General features: G+C 63.0%; 20 protein-coding genes and 3 pseudogenes. 14 read left to right on the top strand and 9 right to left on the bottom strand.

Annotated features, from left to right (window positions below; translation table 11 throughout):
* The first annotated feature begins 45 nt into the window (after positions 1-45).
* From SINAC_RS20310 to SINAC_RS20300, 3 genes are all read left to right on the top strand, one after another.
* Positions 46-702 (top strand): TetR/AcrR family transcriptional regulator, encoded by a 657-nt coding sequence (locus SINAC_RS20310; RefSeq protein ID WP_020467573.1) that lies wholly within the window; start codon positions 46-48, stop codon positions 700-702.
* A gap of 98 nt (positions 703-800) precedes the next feature.
* Entirely contained in the window at positions 801-1,586 is a 786-nt protein-coding gene (locus SINAC_RS20305; RefSeq protein ID WP_015247473.1) for a DJ-1/PfpI family protein, read from the top strand.
* A 263-nt stretch (positions 1,587-1,849) separates the two neighbouring features.
* Entirely contained in the window at positions 1,850-2,470 is a 621-nt protein-coding gene (locus tag SINAC_RS20300) for a DUF1801 domain-containing protein (protein ID WP_015247472.1), read from the top strand.
* A gap of 210 nt (positions 2,471-2,680) precedes the next feature.
* Here SINAC_RS20300 and SINAC_RS20295 read toward each other — a convergent pair whose 3' ends face one another.
* Complete coding sequence (locus SINAC_RS20295; RefSeq protein WP_015247471.1) at positions 2,681-2,998, bottom strand: hypothetical protein; 318 nt, start codon at positions 2,996-2,998, stop codon at positions 2,681-2,683.
* Positions 2,999-3,719: 721 nt separating this feature from the next.
* Here SINAC_RS20295 and SINAC_RS20285 point away from each other — a divergent pair.
* Together SINAC_RS20285 and SINAC_RS20280 are read left to right on the top strand one after the other, a co-directional pair.
* Entirely contained in the window at positions 3,720-4,370 is a 651-nt protein-coding gene (locus SINAC_RS20285) for a DDE-type integrase/transposase/recombinase (RefSeq protein ID WP_390553820.1), read from the top strand.
* A pseudogene (locus SINAC_RS20280) lies at positions 4,327-4,794 on the top strand (recombinase family protein); the annotation flags it as partial. The gene SINAC_RS20285 and the pseudogene SINAC_RS20280, both read left to right, overlap by 44 nt.
* Before the next feature lie 29 nt (positions 4,795-4,823).
* Here SINAC_RS20280 and SINAC_RS20275 read toward each other — a convergent pair.
* From SINAC_RS20275 to SINAC_RS20265, 3 genes are all read right to left on the bottom strand, one after another.
* Complete coding sequence (locus tag SINAC_RS20275) at positions 4,824-5,381, bottom strand: hypothetical protein (protein WP_020467579.1); 558 nt, start codon at positions 5,379-5,381, stop codon at positions 4,824-4,826.
* A gap of 89 nt (positions 5,382-5,470) precedes the next feature.
* Positions 5,471-6,262, bottom strand: a complete 792-nt coding sequence (locus SINAC_RS20270) for an RHS repeat-associated core domain-containing protein (protein ID WP_015247469.1) — start codon at positions 6,260-6,262, stop codon at positions 5,471-5,473.
* Positions 6,259-7,206, bottom strand: coding sequence for a transglutaminase family protein (locus SINAC_RS20265; protein ID WP_015247468.1), 948 nt, complete (start codon positions 7,204-7,206; stop codon positions 6,259-6,261). The genes SINAC_RS20270 and SINAC_RS20265 overlap by 4 nt, the downstream gene beginning before the upstream one ends.
* Positions 7,207-7,459: 253 nt before the next feature.
* Here SINAC_RS20265 and SINAC_RS42170 point away from each other — a divergent pair.
* Positions 7,460-8,017, top strand: a pseudogene (locus tag SINAC_RS42170) (IS701 family transposase); the annotation flags it as partial.
* A gap of 389 nt (positions 8,018-8,406) precedes the next feature.
* On the opposite strand, the gene SINAC_RS20255 reads toward SINAC_RS42170, so the two are convergent.
* From SINAC_RS20255 to SINAC_RS20245, 3 genes are all read right to left on the bottom strand, one after another.
* Positions 8,407-10,098 carry an alpha/beta hydrolase-fold protein gene (locus SINAC_RS20255; RefSeq protein WP_015247467.1) on the bottom strand — a complete coding sequence of 564 codons (1,692 nt, stop codon included), beginning with the start codon at positions 10,096-10,098 and terminating at the stop codon, positions 8,407-8,409.
* Between the two features lie 11 nt (positions 10,099-10,109).
* On the bottom strand, positions 10,110-11,261 hold the full coding sequence (locus SINAC_RS20250) for a Clp protease N-terminal domain-containing protein (protein ID WP_390553819.1): 1,152 nt from the start codon (positions 11,259-11,261) through the stop codon (positions 10,110-10,112).
* 79 nt (positions 11,262-11,340) lie between these two features.
* Complete coding sequence (locus tag SINAC_RS20245; protein ID WP_015247465.1) at positions 11,341-11,694, bottom strand: PadR family transcriptional regulator; 354 nt, start codon at positions 11,692-11,694, stop codon at positions 11,341-11,343.
* Between the two features lie 190 nt (positions 11,695-11,884).
* Between SINAC_RS20245 and SINAC_RS20240 the strand changes: the two genes are divergently transcribed.
* The 3 genes and pseudogenes from SINAC_RS20240 to SINAC_RS41925 all read left to right on the top strand — a co-directional run.
* Positions 11,885-12,163: a transposase gene (locus SINAC_RS20240; protein ID WP_020467582.1), complete on the top strand. Its 279-nt coding sequence runs from the start codon at positions 11,885-11,887 to the stop codon at positions 12,161-12,163.
* A 22-nt stretch (positions 12,164-12,185) separates the two neighbouring features.
* Positions 12,186-12,338 carry a hypothetical protein gene (locus SINAC_RS41260; protein ID WP_020467583.1) on the top strand — a complete coding sequence of 51 codons (153 nt, stop codon included), beginning with the start codon at positions 12,186-12,188 and terminating at the stop codon, positions 12,336-12,338.
* Positions 12,339-12,382: 44 nt separating this feature from the next.
* Positions 12,383-12,511 (top strand): annotated as a pseudogene (locus tag SINAC_RS41925) (IS4 family transposase); the annotation flags it as partial.
* Positions 12,512-13,427: 916 nt separating this feature from the next.
* On the opposite strand, the gene SINAC_RS20235 reads toward SINAC_RS41925, so the two are convergent.
* Complete coding sequence (locus SINAC_RS20235; RefSeq protein ID WP_015247464.1) at positions 13,428-13,877, bottom strand: hypothetical protein; 450 nt, start codon at positions 13,875-13,877, stop codon at positions 13,428-13,430.
* A gap of 536 nt (positions 13,878-14,413) precedes the next feature.
* Between SINAC_RS20235 and SINAC_RS20230 the strand changes: the two genes are divergently transcribed.
* Genes SINAC_RS20230 through SINAC_RS20210 form a run of 5 tightly spaced genes read left to right on the top strand, consistent with a single transcriptional unit; the run spans position 14,414 to position 21,324 of the window.
* Complete coding sequence (locus SINAC_RS20230; RefSeq protein WP_015247463.1) at positions 14,414-15,910, top strand: FAD-dependent oxidoreductase; 1,497 nt, start codon at positions 14,414-14,416, stop codon at positions 15,908-15,910.
* Positions 15,907-16,833, top strand: coding sequence for an archaetidylserine decarboxylase (gene asd / locus SINAC_RS20225; RefSeq protein WP_015247462.1), 927 nt, complete (start codon positions 15,907-15,909; stop codon positions 16,831-16,833). Before SINAC_RS20230 ends, asd begins: the two co-directional genes overlap by 4 nt.
* Positions 16,787-18,643, top strand: coding sequence for an FAD-binding oxidoreductase (locus tag SINAC_RS20220; RefSeq protein WP_015247461.1), 1,857 nt, complete (start codon positions 16,787-16,789; stop codon positions 18,641-18,643). Before asd ends, SINAC_RS20220 begins: the two co-directional genes overlap by 47 nt.
* A 7-nt stretch (positions 18,644-18,650) precedes the next feature.
* Entirely contained in the window at positions 18,651-20,834 is a 2,184-nt protein-coding gene (locus tag SINAC_RS20215) for an aminotransferase class III-fold pyridoxal phosphate-dependent enzyme (protein ID WP_015247460.1), read from the top strand.
* Complete coding sequence (locus SINAC_RS20210) at positions 20,791-21,324, top strand: hypothetical protein (protein WP_015247459.1); 534 nt, start codon at positions 20,791-20,793, stop codon at positions 21,322-21,324. The genes SINAC_RS20215 and SINAC_RS20210 overlap by 44 nt, the downstream gene beginning before the upstream one ends.
* Positions 21,325-21,349: 25 nt before the next feature.
* Here the strand turns inward: SINAC_RS20210 and SINAC_RS20205 are convergent, their stop codons facing one another.
* Positions 21,350-22,162, bottom strand: a complete 813-nt coding sequence (locus SINAC_RS20205; protein WP_015247458.1) for a class I SAM-dependent methyltransferase — start codon at positions 22,160-22,162, stop codon at positions 21,350-21,352.
* Positions 22,163-22,192: the final 30 nt, after the last annotated feature.

Raw genomic sequence — 22,192 nt, 5'->3', positions numbered from 1 at the left:
CAGCCGGATCGCTCCACAAAAAAAGAACGACCGTGCAATTCGCTCTTGGCGCGTTACGACCGGTCGTGCTATTTTCTCGTCATGGGAAAGAAGCTCCATGAAACTCGCGAGCGGCTCCTCCACGAGGGGCTCGCTCTGATGAGCCGCGACGGCATGGCGGGCGTCACGCTTGGCTTGCTTGCCGAGCAGGTCGGCATGTCCAAAAGCGGCGTCTTCGCCCACTTCCGCTCTAAGGACGAGGTCCAGATCAGCCTGCTCGATCAGATGGCCCGCGTCGCTGGACCCGTGGTAATCGAGCCCGCCATGGCAGAACCCGAAGGTCTTCCTCGCCTCGAAGCCCTGGTCCGCAACTGGCTCGGCTGGGCACCCCGGGCTGGCCTTCCCGGCGGATGCCCCGCGGCCGCCGCGATGTTCGAGCTCGACGACGTCGAAAGCCCCGTCCGCGACAAGGTTGTCGAGATGGAGGCCGAGTGGCGGGGCCTGCTCGAGGGCCTGACCCGCCGGGCCGTCGAGCTGGGGCACCTAAAGGCCGACCTCGACGTCGAGCAATTCGTCTGGGAGTTGAGCGGCATCTACCTGAGCCACCACACCAGCCAACGCTTCCTCCGCCGTCCCGACGCGGACGACCGAGCCCACACGGCATTTAACGCCCTGGTGGACCGGTCTCGCCTTGTTGATGGCAAGCGTCCCCGCCTGAAGTAGTCCATCGCGTCCGATAGCCGAGTCCTCGGCGAGACGCCCTTGGGGCGGCGTGCCCCGCTGCGCGCCGTCAGAACGTCCCTGTCCCTGGAGAACGCAACATGAACCGGAGGCAATTCGTCATCGCTTCGGCCGTCCCGGCTCTGGCAGCAAGGGCCGACACGCCCCAGGAGCCTGAGCTCAAGTTCCAGCCGATGCACACCGGGAGGCGGCCGGAGATCGGAATGCTGCTCTACCCCGGCCTCACGCTGATGGACCTCCTCGGCCCGCAGACGGCCCTGTCCACCTCGTGCAACGTCCACCTGGTCTGGAAGTCGCGCGACTTCATCGAGTCGGACACCGGCATCGGGCTCAGGCCGACCGCGACGCTCGCTGACTGCCCGAAAGAACTCGACGCGATCTTCGTCGGCGGCGGGCCCGGCCAGTTCGGCATCATGAACGACTCCAAGGTCATCGGCTTCCTCGCCGACCGCGGCTCACGTGCCAAGTACGTCACCTCCGTCTGCTCCGGCTCGCTCCTGCTCGGCGCGGCGGGGCTCATGCGGGGGTACAAGGCGACGAGCCACTGGGCGTGCCGCGAATACCTGCCGCTGTTCGGGGCGACGCCGGTCGACGCCCGCGTGGTGGTGGACCGCAACCGAGTCACGGGCGGCGGCGTGACGGCTGGGCTGGACTTCGGCCTTGTGCTCCTGGCCAAGCTCCTCGGAGAAGACATCGCGAAGATGAGCCAGCTCGCGATGGAGTACGACCCGAAACCTCCGTTCCACGCTGGGACGCCGAAGGAGGCGGGACCCGAGATCACCAAGAAGGTGAGGGACTGGCTGGGGCCGCTCGACGGCGTGATGCGTCAGGTTTGTGAGCAGTCGGCCAAGGCTATGCCGCGTTGATGGAGGGGGCGGCGTGCAAACACCGAAAGCCGGGTAGGACTCGCCTACCCGGCCTCGGTTGTTGGTTCCTCGCCTGCCGCTCGCGGCGGGTGCAATACCGGGCGGGCGAACCGCCGGGTAGCATAAGTTTTTGGCGCTGAGCACTGGCAAAGAACACAGGTGTTATCGGCTCGCGGTCGGCTGGGCTTGAGTGGGTAATGCCCTGGCGCCGGAACCAGGCGGGGGATTCGGTGGGCAGAACCTCGTGAGGTTGGGCGGCGCGATTGCGGCTTGCCTTCGAAAAGGTCGACGAGATTGACGCCCTCGCCGGAGACAAGTATGACTTTGTACTGTCGAACAAGGAGCACGGCGAAAACGATCGGGGCTTAGAGGATTCCACCATGCCCGCCCGTAAGGCCGACAAGACTTCCAAACCCGCAGTCCAAAAACCGGCCGAGCGTACGGAGGCACAGGGCGAAGTCGCCACGACGCTGCCGGAAGCCATGACCGGCAGGGCAAGCCCCGCGAAGGCAGCGGTCGGCGACAAGCCGGTTTTTGCCTACATCGCCAGCCTGCCGCAGCCGCACCGCGGCATCGCCGAAAGTGTCGATGCCCTGGCGGCCAAGACGCTGCCCGGCTTGCAGCGATCCGTGAAGTGGGGCATGTCGTACTATGGCGTCGGCGACGGCTGGTGCTTCTGTTGCGGCGGCTTCGCCGGCCACGTCAAGCTTATGTTCATCAACGGCGCGGCGCTCGAGCCAGTACCGCCGGTGACGCCGGTGGGGATGGGCAAGTCAACGCGGGGCGTGCAACTCGAATCCGTGGACGACATCGACGAACGCCAGATCGCAGCGTGGATGAAACAAGTCGCGGCCGTGCCCGGTGTCGGGGGTAAGAAGCGATAAGCCCGAAGACGTGGATCGGCGTGTGCTTCCGGCGGATCAAGACAACTGTTGGTGATGGACAATCTGAACACGCACAAGCTGGCGTCGCTGTACGAGGCATTCCCGCCGGAACAAGACCGGATGGGCCGTCGCATCCCAGAAAAACAGTGCCGTGACCGCCACCAGGATCATCAGCGTCTGTATCCGGAAGCGGGGCATGGCGGTTGTCTTTCACCTGGGTTCGGGTGGGTCTGACGAAACCGCAAGCCACGGGTGGCGGGAAGCATATTTGTATTTCAGACTGAGTGCATGATGATATTCAGAACGCATCCGATACTTCTCGATGTCGGCCTTCGCGGCCCCATGCGCCACCAATCCTTCCAAGTGAAGGCGGTTGACAACGCCCTGCTGTAGATGATGCCGTGCCAGGAAGAGGAACCTTTGCATCCGCTGGTTCATTCGCTGAAAACCTGCATGGCCGCCGAACGCGATTCCCAGAACCGCCACGGCGATCATCAAGGTTCGGATACGGAACTTCGGAACGCGCACGGGCCAATCTCCGAGGGATTTCGTTTGATCTTACCTCAGAGAGTGCGGTTGGCGAAGATCTTGGGCGCCTCCCTTACGGGCCGGGCTCTTCAGGGCTTCGCCTTGCTCGGTCGCTGGAGCGACGCCTTCGGCGCCCTGCGATCCATGACGCAAGATGGAGGGTTCATCTCGTGGGCCGCCATTCTTATTTTGCGGGGTGAATCTTAGCAAACTCGGCAGTCTGGGGGCGATGGAAACGCCGCAAAATCGAGTTTGATGGACCACGAGCGGCGCGCGGCCTGAGAGACATCGTCGGTGTCACCGACGAGATGGTCGTCTTGTTAAATTCCCCGGTAAGTGTCACTTCTTTTGCCCTGCTATTTGTCACCCTGAGTGATTGACGAAGGCGAATCTCAGATCGCATCCTAATTTTTTCATATCTTAAATACCATCAGATCCGGAATCGGTCCCCGCCACTTTGAGTAGCCTGCCCGACGAGGGCCGGTTGCGTGCCTTCGCGTGGTTCCAGATCATCCGTCCCTTCCTGGAAGATGGCGGCCCGCTGACGCAGATCGCCCAGGATCAAGGGCTCGTTCTCCGCACCGCACGCCGCAGGGTCAATCGCTACCGCCGGGAAGGCTTGGCTGGTTTGGCCCGCAAGGAGCGGAACGACAAGGATAAGAGGAAGCTGGCGGCTCCCCTCCGGCAACTCATCGAGGGGCTGGCGTTGCGTAAGCCCAGGATGCCGACGGCGACCATCCACCGCGAGGTGGCCGACGCCGCGAGGAAATTGGGCCAGGAGCCGCCGAGCGATAAGGTGGTCCGCACCGTGGTCGGCGAGTTGGAGCCGGCCTTGCTGGCGCTGGCGCATGAGGGATCGAAGGCGTATAGCGAGTCCTTCGACCTGGTCCATCACCATGAAGCGACCGCACCCAACGCCATCTGGCAAGCCGATCACACCGAACTCGACATCCTCATCAAGGATGGCGACGGTACGGCACGCCGGCCCTGGCTGACGATCATCCTCGACGACTACAGCCGGGCGGTGGCGGGCTTTTGCCTGTCGCTGGCGGCCCCGTCATCGATCCAGACGGCCCTGGCGCTGCGGCAGGCGATCTGGCGGAAGTCGCAACCGGGCTGGCACGTCTGCGGCATCCCGCAGGTGCTCTATTCCGATCACGGCAGCGACTTCACCTCCCGGCATCTCGAACAGGTATCCGCCGACCTGAAAATCCGCCTAATCAACTCCACCGTGGCCCGCCCGCGCGGGCGGGGGAAGATCGAGCGTTTCTTCGATTCGCTCGCGCAGGTGCTCCTGTCGCGGCTGCCCGGCTTTTCCCGGACGCAAGCGGACCGGGCTGGTGGTCTGGAAGCTCGACCGCCTCGGCCGTGATCTGCGGCATCTGGTCAACACGGTGCATGACCTGACCGCACGCGGCATCGGCTTCAAGGTGCTGTCCAGCCACGGGGCCAGCATCGATACCACCTCACCCAGCGGCAAGCTGGTGTTCGGCATCTTCGCCGCCCTGGCGGAATTCGAGCGGGAACTGATCGTCGAGCGAACCAAAGCGGGTATGGCCGCAGCTCGCGCTCAGGGCCGCAACGGGGGCAGGCCCTACACCATGACCGCCGTCAAGCTCCGCCTGGCGATGGCGGCGATGGCCAGCCGGGATACCAAGGTGGGGATGCTGTGCTCGGAGTTGGGCATCACCCGGCAAACGCTCTACCGCCATGTCGATCCGAACAACAACCTGCGCCCGGACGGCCGGAAGCTTTTGGATAGCCGGATATCAACGATCATTAGTAAACCATTATAACCATTTTATAAAAAACTAAGCGAGAGGGATTATTGGAGATTCTCGCCTGAGGCTACCACGCTCACAAGCAGATCATTCAGTGGCTTACTGTACATGCAGGCATGGCCTCGATACTCCGAGGCACCATCTTCATTATTAATAAAAACAAACAAATCAACGTGAGGCGAATTTACGTTTGATCCTTCCAGACTCACCAGAATGTCAAGAGACGCATTACCGCCTCGGAACCGGAAGCCAGCTTGTGGCACCGGCATATCGTCCGAATCTAAATGCGAATAATTATCTATATCAAGTATCGCCTGGCTCAGTTGATCCGTAGCTGCCTTGTCGAGGTCCACCCCCGTCGGGGTGCGCGGATAACCTGCCCCTTGGCCAACGCATAAAATTTCTACGCGCGTCGCGGTTTTGAGGATATGGATCCCTCGGTCTCCGAGTAGACCATGCATTCTCTCATAGGCGGTAAGAATTGCTTGGGCCTCGACGAGTTCTGAACGGAGTGAATGAATTCTCACGGCCGCTCTGTGTTGTTGTACGACTAATGCCAGAACCAGTGCCAAGAATACAATTAGGACGAGCAGCGACCTCATGCTAAATCTCAGATGTCCAACGCTAGCGAGAAGCGATTTCAAAACACTAAGCGTCGGGCAAGGGCCGCTTCGATTAAGCATCGCCGAAATCACTTGGGCTTATGGCCGACGATGTGACCGCCAGGTTCCATGTACCAACTCGGCGGATCACCGTTGATGGCTTGGTCAAGGTTTTGCCCAGGCATGTCGTAGCCAACCGTACCATAAATGGGAATGTTGCCCGCCGCCTGTTGTACGGCGTTGAAAAAGTCCCATCCGTTAGGACCGCTAGCGTTTATGTAATCAAATGTATTGCATCCAAGATTGTAATAATCTTTTGCACCTAGCGATTTTAGTAGATTCCCCAGGGTGTCGGCACCTGAATTCTTATCGAATCGATCGGTGAATGACCCGTTAGCAGGGTTGACACCGACTAAAATCCCACCCGGACGGGCGTGACCCCAGGTCACGACGTGGGGTTTCTTCAACCCAAGTTTTTTCGCTTTTTCCGCTGCATCGAGAAGCGATTGGATACCATTGTAGTCGAAAACATTCCGATCCGGAATGCCGGCGGTACGGCACACTTGACGCTTGAACGGGTTCGAGTCATTCGGGTCTGGTTTGCCGTTCTTGAACTTGGGGGGGCCAATCAAGACGATCGTGTTCGCCGGGTCGGGAACGGGCCAGGGGTGCGGCTTGTAGTTTCCCGGTACGGTTTGTAGACCCGTTGGGTCAGTGAAGTTGGTCGGACTGTTACCCACGTAGCGGTAGAGATTGGTGTCACCTGCCGCGAATCCGAGCGGATCGGCCCCGGCTAAGCTTGCCCTCCCGAGCGACGAGCCGTCCCAGTCCCACCCACTCAGCGTCATTTCACCCCGCCCAGTCGTTCGTGTGCTGATCATGGCCGCTGCTCCTTGGAAGATCGCACCGATGCCGTGTAGGACACATTCTGGAACGGGAAATCCTTCGTCTGTATCCTCACCAACGGACGGACCGGCCGGTACTGTGTGTTCAGCCAATCCGCCAGGCTCTGCGGCGATTCCAACTCGCCCGGCTCGAACAGCCGAACGCTCCGATCGACCGCCACGCCCATCGCGTCAACATAAAGCTTGCGGTTCATCGGGAACAGGTGCCGGGCCAAAAGGTAATCCCGTTCCGCCTCGTCCCACCGGTCCGTGTCCCGCATGTGCCGACCTCGGAACCCCAGGAAGATACCCAGCATCTCGCGCGGATTCACCGCACGCAAGTCCGAGCCGCTGCTGATCGCCTTCGGCGGCAGTTCGTAACGCTCGATCAGGTACTCATCCGGGTCCGACTTGAACCCGCCGTAGCCCGCCTGCGTCGCCTCGATGTTGTGCGTCACCGTGCCGTCGTCGTAGCGGCAGATGTAGTGCGACCGCACGCACGCCAGCGACACCGGCCAGCCTAGACGCCAGCCGAGGGCGACATGCAACGCCGCCATGTTGCCGCAGGTGCCCTGGCGCGTGTCCATCACACCGTTGAGGAACAGGTCCGACGGGTCCGTGTAGCGGATCGCCGTGGCGTACCGCTGGTCCTCATTGTAGGAGATACCCGCCTCGTGCTCCAGGTAGCCGCAGAGCACGCCAAGGCGGAAGAAATTTACGTCGTTCTTCCAGTCCTGTGGCGTCTGCCAGAAAACCCGCTCCGCAGCCGGCAGCCGCCGCCGCACGGCCTCGGCCCACTGATCGGCGAGCTTCTGGTAGCGGGCGATGTCGAGATCGGCCAGGATGGGGATGCTCTTGGCCACCAGCAGGTTCATCACCAGCGGATCGATCCGGGCTAACTCCGCGTCGGAACACGCGAGAAGCTGGCGGTAGTCGGTCACGGTTGCTCCTCGCGGATGGCTCAAGTCTGGGGTCGATTACAAGAGTGCCGACATCGTCTCCGTCCCGTCTTCCACTTGCAAGCGTGAAATGTCTTCCGATCCAAGAATTGCATACATTTTTCGCCGCCCGATGCTGATCAGTGCCCTAGATTCGAGTCCCAAGGCCGGTGGGCCGTAGTGACAAAATAGCGGGTCAAGCCGTAGTGACAAATAGCGGGTCAAAAGGAGTGACATTTACCGGGGAACTTAACAGGTCGTCTTCACCGAAGAGCCGAGGTGGGAATTGCCGGGGCCGGTCGAGAAGCCCGGCGGGACCGGTGGGCGACCGCGGAAGCGGCCCCGGTTGGCCGAAGGCGCAACCCGGCCGGTGAGCCTGAGAGAGTTGGCTGCCAACACGCGCCTGCGGAAGGTGGCCTGGCGTGAAGGGACCAAGGGGAAGTTGACAGGCCACTTCGCCTGGTTGCGGGCCTGACCGGGCGGTGGCTGGGCCACGGACGACTGCTCCGGTGCCGAACCGACCTGGCCGCTGATCGAGCACCAGGCCGACGGCAAGCCGAAGTACGCCTTCAGCAACCTGTCGCCGGCCACAAGACGATTGCGGGCGGGCCGACTGTGGATGACTCGCTGGCCCGTGGAGCAGGGTTATCAGCCGAGGAAAGGCGAGTTGGGTCTGGATCATTTCGAGAGCCACCCCAGGCGTGGCTTCCACCACCATGTCTGCCTGGTGATGATGGCCTACGACTTCCTGGCCTTGGAACAGCTCCGAGCGAAACGCGACCCGGCCCAGCCGGGGAAAAAAGGGGATACTGAGCGGGGCCTCACCCTCCCAGCGATCCGTTGCGCCTTGCAACGGTTGCTGAGTCCGCGTGCTCGACCGAATCGTTCATATCTCAAACCACATATTTACAAACTGAATTGAATCATGAAAATTCCAACAGAGTATTACCAAGCAACGAAATCTCCCTTCCCGAAGTCCTAGCCGCAGCGCTTCGGTCTGACCGACCGCGGTGTGTCGGATCGATGCGGGCAAAACCACAGCCGAAGCGGAATGCGCGAGATCGGAGCGGAAACCGCACCGCGAAGGGATGGATGCTGCCCAGTTCAAATCCTGTCGCGCCGAGTAACTCGTAACACCAAATCCCGTCGCCAGTTGCGAAAGCAACTGGCGACGGGATTTAAATGTTCATGGGCTCTCTGGCACTATTTTCCATCATGCCTCTTTGATAGCTCGATCAGTCCCTCTGCAAAAGCCCCCCGCCAGGCTTGGAAATCGTGTGCGCCGTTGAGTTCCGAGTACTGAACGGAATAGCCCTTGGCCTGCAAGACGTCTCGGAATCGGCGGTTTTCAGCCAGCAAGCTAAGAGGGAAGCTGTCTTCGAAGCGACCCGCTTGGAGATAGAAGCGAATCGGACGGTGCGGCGTGGCCGCGTACTGTCGCGTCAGCCAGCCGGGCTCGCCATCGTTCGGGCCTGTTTCGTCTCGCGCCCCCGGGAACCATTGATAGGATCCGGACAGAGACAGCACGTTGCCGACGACATCAGCATGACGCAGACCGCAATAGGCGGCCATCAGTCCACCCTGACTTAGGCCGCCGACGATTGTTTGTCCTGGCTCATGGCTAACGTCGTAATTCTTCCGCGTCCACGGAATCAACTCCTTGGCGACGAAGTCGGCGAAAGGCTCCGAACAAGCCAAATCCCTGTTGCGGTCAGCATGTTTCACGAATACGGCAACCGTGGGCGGTATTTTTGCCTTGGCGATCAGGTTATCGAGTATTACTGGGGCGGGAATCTCATCATTGCTCTGATAAGACGGGCCATCGAAAACGATGAGAAGTCGATATTTATCCGTACCACGCTCAGAGGAGTCGTACCGGGCCGGAGTGTAAACGGTGAATTCACGCTCCTGCTTCAAAATATTGCTCATAATCTTCGTCTCGAGCAATGTGCCGACGGGTACATCTTCGAGCCGGTCGACCCAAGGCTGTCTGGGCGCCTTTGGTAACTCCACTAACGATCGAAGTTTCGACTGAATCGTCACATCGCGTGGATTGAGCGGATCGAGCTTCACGCGCAGCCGGGGCATGAGCTGCATCAGGCTCGGTTGGTCTTCGGGAAGCCTGGACGGCCAATTGACTTGGAATCCATACACGAATCGGGAGTCATTAGGGATTCGTTCCGTTCGGTACCAAACGTCCGTGTCGTCCAGACGCGCCAGCGGTTTGTCCCTTTCACCTGTCGGCAGGCCACCGGACACGCACACTCTGCGAGTCGTCTGGTTGCCCCGCCAAAGGAATGTCACAAACGAATCGCGCGTCTCACCAGGAATCGGCTCGACCAAAGGCGTCTTGTCCCGCATTTCGTTCCAGAACCGTTCGAGGGCTGGCTTGCCATGCGTTTCGGTTTCCTTAGTGAGAGCCGCCAATCGGGGGCTCTGGATATGTTCGGCACGCTCGGGAATGTCATCCTCAGGGGGGACTTGCCCGGAGATTCTCTTGGCGATTGCCTTCTGGTCTCCTCTCCCAAATGCCAGACCGACGACACTGCCATCCTGATCTCTTTGGATCGCGAACTGCATATCGACCACCTTCCAGAAAAAGGTGGTTTCCGACTCAGGGAAGACTTCCAGAATTGGCTGTCCGGTGATTTGGGCGAAGAGATGTCGGTTCTGGCGAGACAAGACGAGGATGACCTTGGGAGCCAATTCATACTGTCCGACGTAGGCGTCTAAAACCTTGGGGTTTACCATCACCGTTTTGCGTAGGCTATGAACGGCTGCTGCGCGATTCGACGGTTGTGCATCCGGCTGGGGCGGCGGGTCGGCCCGGCAGATCGATCCCACGGTTACCAGGGCGCACAGCGACAGAATACCCATCACGCGTATTGCAGTCATCTCTTGCCCCTTTACTGAGTGATTCCCGGGCTTTGCAAACCCTTGATCGTCAAACAGGCCCAAGTTGCGTCGGCGATTTCGGTCCTGCCCCAGCACCAGGCCTGTACGAACGCCCCTCCGGCCGCCACGAGTGCGATGCCGCAGCCCACAGACAGGAATTCGACAGCGCCGGTCACATCCCAAGCCGCCACTGCACCGAACCCAAGGACCGAGCCAAGAGCGACCAACGCAATCAGCAAGTTGAGCACGATGGCCCTGGGCGGCGACTTCCGTGCCCAACACGCTCCCAACAGGGAATCACGCAACTTGAAGTACAAAAGAGCGCTGGCGAATTGCCAAGGTGGAACGACCACCAATAGCGCGAACGTAAGCCAGAGTGTTTTCATCCCGTGGGGTTGCCATCCATCAAGCGAGGCGACACCGGCGACCAACAGACTGCACACGATGGCGATGAGACAAAATGCTTGAGCCGCCAGTCGCAAAGAAAGTCGGGCGGCGGATTCGGGCGGCTTCCACCCGAACCTGCGTTCCAGATAGCAAGCGATTCGCTCGCTGGGCCGAAGAGTGGCTTCAAGTTCGCGGCCTAGTTCGGCAGGGTCTCCGAATCTCCGTGCTGCTTCGTTCATGGCGGTCACGCAGTCGTCTTCGCGGCTCAACTCCTCCTCGACAGTAAATGTCAGATGAGCGAGAAGTTCCTCGCGGATTGTTCGCTTGCGCGACATGCTCGCTTGAATCGAGCGGACAGCGCTCTCGACGATCTTATATTTCGACACCATGACGCTTCTCACTTCCCGACTCACCAAGTCCGGCTGGAGTCCTGCGCCTAAAAGGATCAGCGCCGCGACGCCATCACGGTCATGAAGCAAGCCGAAGAACAGATGGTCGACATCGGCAACGAGATCCAGGTTCGACGCGTCGCCGACGGCATACTCGACAACCTGCTTGGCGCGCGGCGTCAACGAGAGTTCGCCTATGGAAATGGCGACCGGGTCGCGACCGACGCGATTCTCTACCTCCAGGCGAACCCTCGCGAGGTCGATGCCGTGTGACTTGAGGATTTTGGCGCCGATGCTGCTGGCGTCGTTGATCAACCCCAACAGAATGTGCTCTGTGCCAACGTGTTGATGCCCGAATCCCCGCGCTTCCTCGTCGGCCAACTTCATGACAGTTCGCGCCCGAGGCGTGAGGTTCTCAAACATGCTCGATTCTCCTGATTCGATCTCGCGATCAATGCAATCCGACTCAGTTCGTGAGTGCCTGCTCCCCCAGAATTCCTCCGAGGGTATTCACAAACGTTTTCCATTCTTCGCGACATTGGCGCAGCTTCTGTTGACCCTTCGCCGTGAGGTGATAAATGCGTCGACGAGCACCACGCCTTGCATGGGGCTCATTCTCCCACACGGCCTTCACTTGCCCTGCGGCTTCAAGCCGGTATAGCGCGGGATAGAGTGACCCTTCCTTGAGCAGGAGAAGACCACTACCGGCCTCTTCCATTCGCCGAAGGATTTCCAACCCGTGCGCTTCACCGCGTTCCAGCGTCGCAAGAATCAGGGCCTCAAGATGGCCCCTCAGCTTATCCCCGTTGATTGCTTCCATACGGTTATCCTAGACAGCCTAGGAATAGAATTCAAGGACAACACCGGAAAAATAACGAAGGCCGCCAGGCTGGATTTCGGAGAGCTTCCCAGGCGAAGAATGCTGAGCTTCGTCGGAAAAGTGGCATTCTGCGAGGTGTGCCGCAGGGGGCGGAAAAAAGGGGATCTCGAGGAACCCGAAGACCAATGCCTTGGGACGGCCCCGGGGCGGCTTCTCCACCAAGATCGACGAATACCTGATCGGATTGGGGATCGTGCCGGTGATCCCGTCGAAGGAGAACGAGGACCGATCGGCCCGGCCGGTGGAGTTCGCCAAGCCAACCTACCGCCGTCGAAGTCTCGTGGGGAACCTGATCGGCTGGCTGAAGGAGTGCCGGCGGGTGTTCTCGCGATTTGAGAAGACGGCGAAGAATTTCGGCGGCATGATCAAGATGGCGTTCATCAAGCGATATCTGCGATTGACCTGCTAAAACGGAGGTTTCTGACCTCAAGGTGAGCCATCGGCTGGAGGCGCTGACGGGCCTGCTGTCAGTGGTGGCGGTACGGCTCTTGCAGTTGAAAGGGATCGCCCGATCGGAACCGGAACGGCCGGCGATCGAAGCCGCCCCGCAAAAATATGTGGCCGTGCTCCGCACGTTTCGGTGATCGACGAAGGCGTTGCCATGGGGAACGTATCAGTTTTTTGGGAGTTGGCGAAACTCGGGGGATTCCTGGGACGGAAGGGGGACGGTGAGCCAGGATGGCAAACGATCTGGAGGGGATGGATGAAGCTCCAAGCGATGGTTCAGGGGGCTGAGCTGGACCTTCGCTTGGAGTAGGGACGCGGCACAAACGTTCTTGATAAGGACAAGGGTTTCACCCCTGGCTAGAAACGGTCGCCCCTCTGGGGCTGAAAAACGAGTGCATTGGTGTGATGGCGTGCGGACATTGACTGCATTTTTCTCATTGAGGCGATCGCTGACGGGTTCATTGCAGCCCCGGAGGGGCGACCGTTCATAGCCAAAAGTGAAACCCCTGGAAGCAGGATAAGCTCAAATCCGAATGTTTTGCAGCCCTGGAGGGGCGACCGTCAAAGGGGAAGGTCTTGCTCGAACGGTCGCCCCTCCGGGGCTGCGGACGCTAATATGTCGAACCTTTCCCAGGGGTTTCACCCCTGGCTAGAAACGGTCGCCCCTCCGGGGCTGAAAAACGAGTGCATTGGTGTGATGACGTGCGGACATTGACTGTATTTTTCCCGTTGAGGCGATCGCTGACGGGTTCATTGCAGCCCCGGAGGGGCGACCGTTTCTAGCCAGGGGTGAAACCCCTGGAAATCAGGACAAGCTCAAATCCGAATGTTTTGCAGCCCCGGAGGGGCGACCGTTTCTAGCCAGGGGTGAAACCCCTGGAAATTAGGATAAGCTCAAATCCGAATGTTTTGCAGCCCTGAAGGGGCAACCGTTTCTAGCCAGGGGTGAAACCCCTGGAAATTAGGATAAGCTCAAATCCGAATGTTTTGCAGCCCTGGAGGGGCGACCGTCAAAGGGGGAGGTCTTGCTCGAACGGTCGCCCCGAGGAACGCTGACGAACGGCTGGTCGATTCAGCGATGGTCGTGGGGTTTGAAGCTTCGAGGGCGACCTGACCTGTGCCGATGGCTTGTCGGCCCTTTCTTGAAGCGGGGATGAGGCCGCGAGACTCAAGGAGACACGGAAATGGGGCACGTCGGATGGCGGCATCGGTCCGAGAGCAAGACCCTACTTCAACCGCTTCCAAACTTCGGTGTACGGGTTTCCCTGGCCAACCTGAGTGTAGGTGTCGCCCTCGACTTTGATCTTGAACTTGTTTGTCTGCTTGATGAGTTCAGCGGTATTCTCATTCGCGTACTTGATTGTTTCGGACGTTTCATCCCCATCAATTGAGTAGGTCCCGCCGTGGTGGAAGATGACGACCCCGGTCTGCGGGTCGGCCTGCGTGATGTTCCAATGGGTCCCCGTGAAGAATTTGAGCCGCCCCCCTGACTTCGGCGGCTCTTCGGGCTTATCGGGCGTCCCAGCCCACACCCAGGTTCCCACCAAGTCCCTGGCCAGTTGCGATCGCTTCTCTTCGCCGCCCTGGTCCTTCTGCCCTTGCGCTTGCCGCAGCATCGTAAGCACCGCGACAAAGACGACGAGCGCGGCGGCTCTCAGGCCAAGTTGGGGGCTCACGATGTTGTCTCCCCTGGCGGGTGATTGGGCAACTCGATCCACTTCAACGCGGTGCCACAACAGCACGGGCTAAGAATCTTACATCTGCCGGCGGCCCATTGCAATCGCGGGCACGGTGATCTTGTCAGCCTTCATGGCGGGCGCACTAGCCAATCGGGGGCTCTGGACATGTTCGGCACGCTCGGGGACGTCCTCCGCAACAAGGGGGGACTTACTTACCCGGAGATTCTCCTGGCGATTGCCTGCTGGTCTCTTCTCCCAAATACCAGACCGACGACATTGCCATCCTGATCTCTTTGGATCGCGAACTGCATATCGATAACCTTCCAGAAGAAGGTGGTTTCCAACTCAGGGAAGACTTCTCATTTTCGGATCGATGAAGAAATCGGGAATAATGCCGTAAGAATAAGCGATCCTGTTAAAGATTACATGAAATACAAACAATAGACTTGAGTCCGCCCCCGCCGCTGGTATGCATGATGATTTGCCACCAGCTATCTGACCGACCGCATGCCGGGGTCGTCGGGAGACCCGAGTTGCTATTCGATTTCGATGTCATCGTCGTCGGGGGCGGCGCGGGAGGTGCCACCTTCGCCTACGCGTGTGCACGGGCGGGGAAGTCGGTCCTGGTCCTGGAGCGGGGCGATCGGCAGACGGCCGGCGACCCGAGCTTCGACGAGAAGGCGGTTCTCATCGACAAGGGGCCGTACGACGACAGAGTGATCAAGCTCAACGGCCGGCCGAAGCGCCTGTATATGGGCGGCAGCTTGGGCGGGGGAACGAGTGTGTACGGCGGTGCGCTGATCCGACCGAGCGAGCAGGACTTCCAGCCGGGGCGGTACTACGGCAAGAGGATCCCGAGGGCGATCTGGGACTGGCCGATCTCCTACGGGGACATGGAGCCGTACTATACTGAGGCCGAGCGGCTCTACGGCGTCACGGGCTGCGGGGAGGACGATTTCGGGCCGTTGCGGAAGCCGGCCCGGGGGTTCGTGGGGGAGCCCCTGCCCCTGCACTCGCTGAATCAAAGGCTCATCGCCACCAGCCGCCAGCACGGCCTGCATCCCTTCCGGCTGCCGATGGCGATCGATTCGTCGAAGTGCCTGCGCTGCGCCCTCTGCGCGGGCTTCGTCTGCCCCACCGGGGCGCGCGGCTCGGCGGCCCAACTGCTCGACTCTGCCCAGGACCAGGGCCTCGCACTTGAGGTCCAGACGCGGGTCGAGGTGGAGCGGCTGGCCCGGGAGCGCGGCACGGGGGCGACGATGATCACGGTGCTGGACCGCACCACGGGTCAGCGACGTCAGTATCGTGCCCGCCGCTACGCGCTGGCGGCGGGGGCGTTCGGGTCGCCGCTGTTGCTGCTGAGGTCGGGGATGACGCATCCGCTGATCGGGCGGAATTACATGCTGCACCTGTGCGCGATCGTTGCGGGCGTCTACCCCAGGGCGACGAGCGGCGACCTGTCGTTCATCAAGCAGGTGGGCTTCTCGGACTACTATTTCGGCACGAAGGAGTATCCGCACAAGATGGGACTGATCCAGTCGCTGGCGGTGCCCGGGCCGCTCATGGTGGCCAGGGCGTCGCCGTTCCTGCCCGCCGCAGTTCGGTTGTTCGTGCGGCAGAGGATGCTGCCGCTGGCGGGGATTATCGAGGACCTGCCCAACCCCGCCAACTGCGTGACCCTGGGGCCGGACGGGAGCGGGAAGATCACGCATCGGTACGGCAGGTATGACCTGGCCCGGCGCAAGCGCATGACCCGATACATCGCCCGGATCTTGCGGAAGTCGGGCGCGGTGTACTGCATCGCGCCGCGGTATTCGTCGCACGAGCACGTCGCCCACCAGTGCGGGACCCTGCGGTTCGGCACCGACCCCACCCACGCCGTCCTGGACCCGGACTGCCGGATGTTCGCAAACCCGGACATCTTCGCGGTGGACGGCAGCTTCCTGCCGACATCGCTGGGGGTCGGGCCCGGGCTGACAATCATGGCCAACGCGCTGCGGGTGGCGTCCAAGGTGGTGACCGAGCTATGAACACTCCGGAGAAGTCTCCCGACACCGGCGCGCGGCGACGCGCCTCGATCCAATGGGAGCAGTTCCGCCAGGCCCGGCGCATCCACGGCGGCCTCTGGGGTTTCTGCCTGGCGGTCCTGGGGGTGAAGCTCTCGCGTCTGCCGATCCCCTCGCGGCGATTGCGGCAGCGCCTGTTCCGGGACCTCTACGCGAGGATGTACCCGCCCGGGCTGGACGAGCAGGAGGCGGAGCGCCCGTTGGGGGACTACCCGACGTTCAACGCCCTGTTCACCCGGGGCGTGAAGCGCGAGCACCGGCCCATTCCCGCCGTCGGCTCGGACCTGCTCAGCCCGTGCGACGGCACGGTCCAGGACCTCGGCCGCGTGGAGGGGGGACGGTTCCTCACGGTCAAGGGGATCGCCTACTCCGTCGAATCTTTGCTCGCCGGCCTGGACGCGCGGCCGTACGAGGGGGGCCAGTTTGCAATCATCTTCCTGTCGCCGATCGACTGTCATCGCGTCTTCAGCCCGTCGGACGGGCGGATCGATGAGGCCGTCCACGTCCCGGGGGCGAGACTGCTGGTCCACCCCCCGTACCAGTCGCCCGAGTACCCGGTATACACTTTGAATGAACGCATGATTCTGAGTCTCTCAACAGACTCAGGGGCGTGCGCGGTCGTCCTGGTCGCGGGTTGGGGGGTGGGAAAAATCACGCTGCCCCTGGCGCCCGGATTTCGGCCGGGTTCGAGGCGGGTCGAGTCATACCGGTGGCCGTCTCCCCCGCTGGTCGAGCGCGGGGGCTGGATCGCGACGTTCGAGCTGGGCTCGACGGTCGTGCTGATCGCGTCGTCGTCGCCCGAGGCAACTCCTTTGGTCTCCCCGAACGAGAGGGTCCGCTATGGACAGCCCGTCTTTCGGATCGATCCCCACGGCCGCCCCGTCTGACCGACGGGGGGAGGCCGGCGAGGTTCTCTACACGGCGGCAGGCCCCGAGCCGGCGGACCGGGGGGACGTCGTATTCATCGCCGGCTTCGGAAATGCGATCGCGGCGGACTTCGCGGCGTTTGTGGGCCGGAAGGCGCGGGTCGAGGTCGTGCCGGGGGACGACGAGGGGGGGCACGCCCCGGCGAGCCTGGTCCTGTTCCTGCCCCCGCGTCTCGGCGAGCCCGGACGGCGCAGGCTCATGGAGCTGCTGGATGCCGCGGCGCGGCGGTCCGTCGGGTTCGTTGGGATCGTCGGCACATTCCGGGTCCACCTCAACGATCCGGTGGCGGAGGAGACGGAGCGGCTCGCGCTGGCCCTGGTCCGGTCGAGCGGCATCGCGGGCCGCGTCGCCGTCTTCCGGCCGGGTCTCGTGCTCAGCCCGAATTCAGGCGTGAGCCGGTGGCTGGGGCGCCTCGGTCCGCTGTTCCCGCTGGCCCCGGGGCGCCTCCGCACCTGCTTCATCGAGGGGGAGGAGCTCTTCGCCGCGATCGAGGCCGAGCGGTCGGGGGACGCCCGACCGGGCGGAACAGGCGAGGTGGGACAGGCCGGGCGGGCCGTGGGGCATCGCCGGAGGGCCTACACGTACCTCGGCGCGAACCTCGCCTGGCGCGAGGTGCTGGAGCGCCACCGGGGGACCTCCGCCGGGCGGCGAGTGGCGACGGCGGTCGCGCGAGTCCTCTCGTGGCTTCTCGCCGGGCAACTGGTGGCGCTCGCCGTGGGCCTGCTGTCGAGGTGGTTCCCGGGGGCGAGGCCCTGGTCGGTCCGGACTCTGAAGCCGAGGTCGATGCGCGAGATCGTCTCGCTCTGCCACGATGGGAACATCGGGCGCGTCCGGGTTGTGGGGTACAACAACGGCGTCAACCACTTCGGACATCGGTACCCGGGGAGGACGATCGTCTCGACCGTCGGCTGTCATCGGGCGGTCCACGCCGGGCCGGGGGTCTTGAAGGCGGATTGCGGCGCGACAATCCGCGAGGCGAGGGAATATCTGGGCGGGCGCGGCGAGGAGCTGTTCGTCATGCCCAACTACTCCTTCGTGTCGGTCGGGACCTCGTTCTTCGTGCCGATCCACGGCTCGTCCTTGGATTACGCCACGGTCGCGGACACGGCCTGCCGGGTGGTCCTGTACGACCCGAATTCGGATCGGATCGTCTCGGCCGGGCGGGACGAGGGGGCGTTCCGGGAGAACGTTTACAACCTACGGTCCCGCATGGTGGTCCTGCGGCTCTACCTGCGGACCAAGCCGAAGTCGCGTTACTACGTCCGGCGCGAGACGTGGAAGAACGCGGGGGCGGACGAACTGCTCGCGGCGCTCCGGGACCGGGACGCGGCAAACGTGGAGATCCGGCAGGCGCACGCGGCGAGCGACACGGTGACGATCTCGAAGTACTCCAACGAGCCGTTCGGGCCGTCCGGCCCTGCGCAGGAGTTGCCGCGCGACGCGCTCGGGCGGCTGTGGGACCGGCTGGAGGAGAACCCGGTCACGTCGTTCCTGATGCACGCCCTGAGCCGGCACGTCGCCTGGCACACGGAACTGTTCCTCACGCCCGCCGAGTTCGAGCGGTTCTGGGCGACGCACACCAAGGTCGCCCTGCGAAAGATCCAGCTCCGCTACATCCGGCGCGACGGCATGCCGCACTCGCCGTTCCGAGACGAGGACTGCGTCTCGGCCGACCTGTTCCTGTTCCGGTTCGACAAGGCGGCCTTCGACGGCTACCTGGCGAAGTACCTCCCGAACGTCCGATGCAACCCCGGCAAACACAGCAATTAGGCCACGAATGCAATCGCTACCCTCTGCTATCGAGACGCTGGAGTCGATGCTGCGTGAGCAGGAGCCGAACCTGCTCAGGCTCTACCTGAACCCACACATCGCCCAGGCCTGCTTCTGCCTCGACCGCTACGTCCGCACGACGTGGACGGACCCGTCGGGCCGCGCCGCGGGCGGGGGTGAGGAGTTCCAGTCGTTCCTGGCGAACGGGCTCGAGGAGGCGCTCGGCGGCGCGATCAAGCTCGTAAGGTACAACCGAGGGGCCGTCGACGGCATCCGGGTCGGGCTCGTGCTCGACCCCGCTGACCGCCTGGTCGGGTTCGCCGACTGGGACCTGCCGGATGGGCATCGCGTCGAGTTCTTGCCGGGAGTGCGCGTGATCGGTCGTCGCGCTTTTGGCGAGGCTGCCGAGCGGCTCCGATCGGGTGATTTCGATGGGGTCGTGATCGACCCGCTCGTGCTGGTCGCCGGGGATGACGGCCTCCTGGACACGCACGCGGAGGCGATCGGGGAGCTCGTGCGTCGTCACCAGCCGGCAGTCGTCACGTGCGTCGATCGTGAGAGCCTGGCGCGCTTGCGGGGCGGGGCGCGGGGGGTCTTGCGCGAGGTCGTCCCCGATCTGGTCGTCTTTGACGAGTCGTTCGCCGGCCGGGCCGTCCCCTTCGGCGCCTTCACGGCCCGGCGGTCGATGTTCGCGGCCTGGAATCGAATGGGGAAGAGCACGTTCCACTCGACGACCTTCCAGCCGAATACGGTCTCGGCCCGGCATTTCATGAACGTCATGGCGGCGACCGACCCGGAATTCTTCCGCCGTCATGCCGATGAACTGCTGGCAATTGCTGATAACCTCACCCGTCGTGGGGAAGCGTTCCGGCATTATTACAACCCCTCGCTCTACCGGGTCATCCGGACCGCCGGGTTCGAGACGGCGGACGTACGGGCCGTCGGCAGCTCGGTCGTCGTCAACGGACGCCCCGTCCTCGATTTCGTGAGCGGCGTCGCGTGCAGCCTCCGTGGGCACAACCCATCGGGCTACGCGGAAGCTTTGACGTCTCCGGTGGGCGGCCTCGGTTCTCCCCAGGCCGAACTCCGGGATCGCCTCCAGGTACTTACCGGCCTCGGGAACGTCCTGCCTGCGGTCAGCGGCGGCACCGCCGTCGAGAACGCGCTGAAGGCGGCCCTCGTCGCGCGGTTCCCCCGGCGGCACGTCCTGGCGCTGAGGGCCGGGTTCGGGGGGAAGACGCTGTTCTCACTGACGGGGACCGCCAACCCCTCTTACAAGGAACGCATCGGCCCCCTGTTCGCCGAGGTCCACTACGTCGACCCCTTCGCCCCTGACGCCCGCGAGCAAATCGACACTCTCCTGGATAAGCATGATTACGCGGCAGTTCAGATCGAGCTCATCCAGTCGGTGGGCGGGGTCAGGCGCATTCCGGAGCCCCTGGTGCGCCACCTCGACGAGGGACGGAAACGCCGGGGCTACCTGCTGATCGTGGACGAGGTGCAGACGGGCCTGTACCGGACCGGGCCGTTCAGCCAATCGCAGGTGTTCGGCCTGACGCCGGACGTGATGCTCTTGGGCAAGGGGACGTCGGACATGATGTTACCCTTCTCCCTGACGCTCTACTCGGACGAGGTGGCCGAATCGCTCGCGGACCGTGGTGCGGGGCTGGTGGAAACGATCCAGGGCCATTACGGGTATGAGCTGGGATACCGGACCGTGCTCAACGCGTTCCGGGCAGCCGAGGAGCTGGGGCTCGCCGGGCGGGTGGCCGAGGCCGGGTCAAGGTTCGAGCAGGCGCTCCGGGCCGGGCTGGCCCCGCTCAGGGGCGTGAGCGACGTGCGGGTCTTCGGGCTGCTCATCGCCATCGAGCTGGACGCGCGAGGGGGGCCGCGCCGTTGGCTGCGCAAGCGGCTCGGCGCGTCGTACCTGCTGGCCATGCTCCGGCACGAGCGATCCCCCGTATTGGCTGGCTTTTGTCAGTACGAGCCAAACACATTGAAGTTCACCCCGCCGTTGAACGTCAGCCCCGAAGACATCGACCGGGCCTGCGAGACGATCATCGACGTCCTGGGGCGTCCGTTCCCCCGAGTGATCGTCGCGGGGCTCGCCAGCATGTTGAGACCATCCCCAATCCGAAAGGCAGACCATGAGCACAGGGACCGCCCGGCCGTTGAGCTTGCTTCACGTTGACTTCGAGGGCCTCTACACCCGGCACCTCGGCCGGCATTCGCAGGCGGGCATCAACATCAACCATCTGCTCGCGCTCGCCATGCTTTGGTTCGGCGTCTACGCCTTTCTCACTCAGGGGGCGCGGCTCGTCGGCGTCCCATCGCCGTGGGGGGTGCCGGTGGGGCTGGCCACGGCCTACTTGCTCGTCATCGGCATGCACTCGCCGCCCCGAGTGATCCTCGCGACGGCGGCGTTCCTGGCTTTGCTCGTGGGGAGCGTCGTGGCGCTGCCGACAGTGCCGGGGTGGGCGGCCCCGCTGTTCCTCCTGCTGGCCCCGATCGGCTACAAGGTCCAGGCCTGGGGGCACAAGGTCTGGACCATCGCCGCGGACATGTCCGACTTCAACCGGCGCTTCCCGCCGGGGCGCGACCTGAACCTCATCCTGCTGTTCTACGAGGTCCCGATCTGCCTGAACTACCTGGTGTTCCGCCCGAGGGACTGGAGGCGGTGAGCGGTCGCGCCGCCCGTCGACGGTCTCATCGCTTGCGGCCGAGCACGGCCACGATGTTGTGCGAATCCTGGACCGGGAAGACCAGGCGGTCGAGGGCCCAACGCTTGACCGCCCCGGCGCGGTGCAGCCCGAGGCTCTCGATCAGAGGCGTCAGCCAGCCGCCGCGATAGCCGAATTCCATGAAGGCGTCGAAGTCCTCGAACGCCAGGGGCGGCTGGAAGGTCTCGGTCCGGATGACGTCGAGGCCCTGGGCGCCCATGACCTCGGCGACTTCGCGCTCGTCGGCCGGGTTCAGAACAGTGTCGTCCACCTGGCGCGAGCCGGCGCCGGTGAGCCAGCGGAGGAGTTTTGAATCCCCCTTCGCCTGCAAGGCCGGATAGGCCGCCCTCGTGCCGCCGACCAGCGACCAGTAGCCGCCTGGCCGGAGCTTGCGCGCGATTTGGGGTGCCAGCACGCGCATCGATACGAAGCCGGTGACGAAATGTGTGCAGACGCAGTCGAACTCCCGGCCCGGGAAAAAGGCGTCCAGGTTCGAGGCATCGCCGACCACCGCCTCCAGGCCCTTGATCCGCCGGTGCGCGACCTCCAGCATGTTCTCGGCAAGGTCGATCCCGAAGGGAACAATCGGGCTGCCGGACGCGAGCCGAAGCTTCTCGAGGAAGAGGCCCGTCCCCATGCCGACGTCGAGGACACGCAGATCCCCGCCGTCCAGCAGGCCTTCCTCCTTCATCTGGGCGATGCCGCGGTCGAGGGACCGCCCGATCACGCCCTGCGGATCGAGGTCGTAGTGGGTCGCGACGACGTCGTTGTAGGCATGGTGGACCTCGGTAGTGCTCATGGTGTGTCGTGGCCTCGGACAGGGAGAAGT

This window comes from Singulisphaera acidiphila DSM 18658, from assembly GCF_000242455.2.
Lineage (GTDB): Bacteria > Planctomycetota > Planctomycetia > Isosphaerales > Isosphaeraceae > Singulisphaera > Singulisphaera acidiphila.
This window is presented reverse-complemented; position numbering and strand designations above follow the sequence as displayed.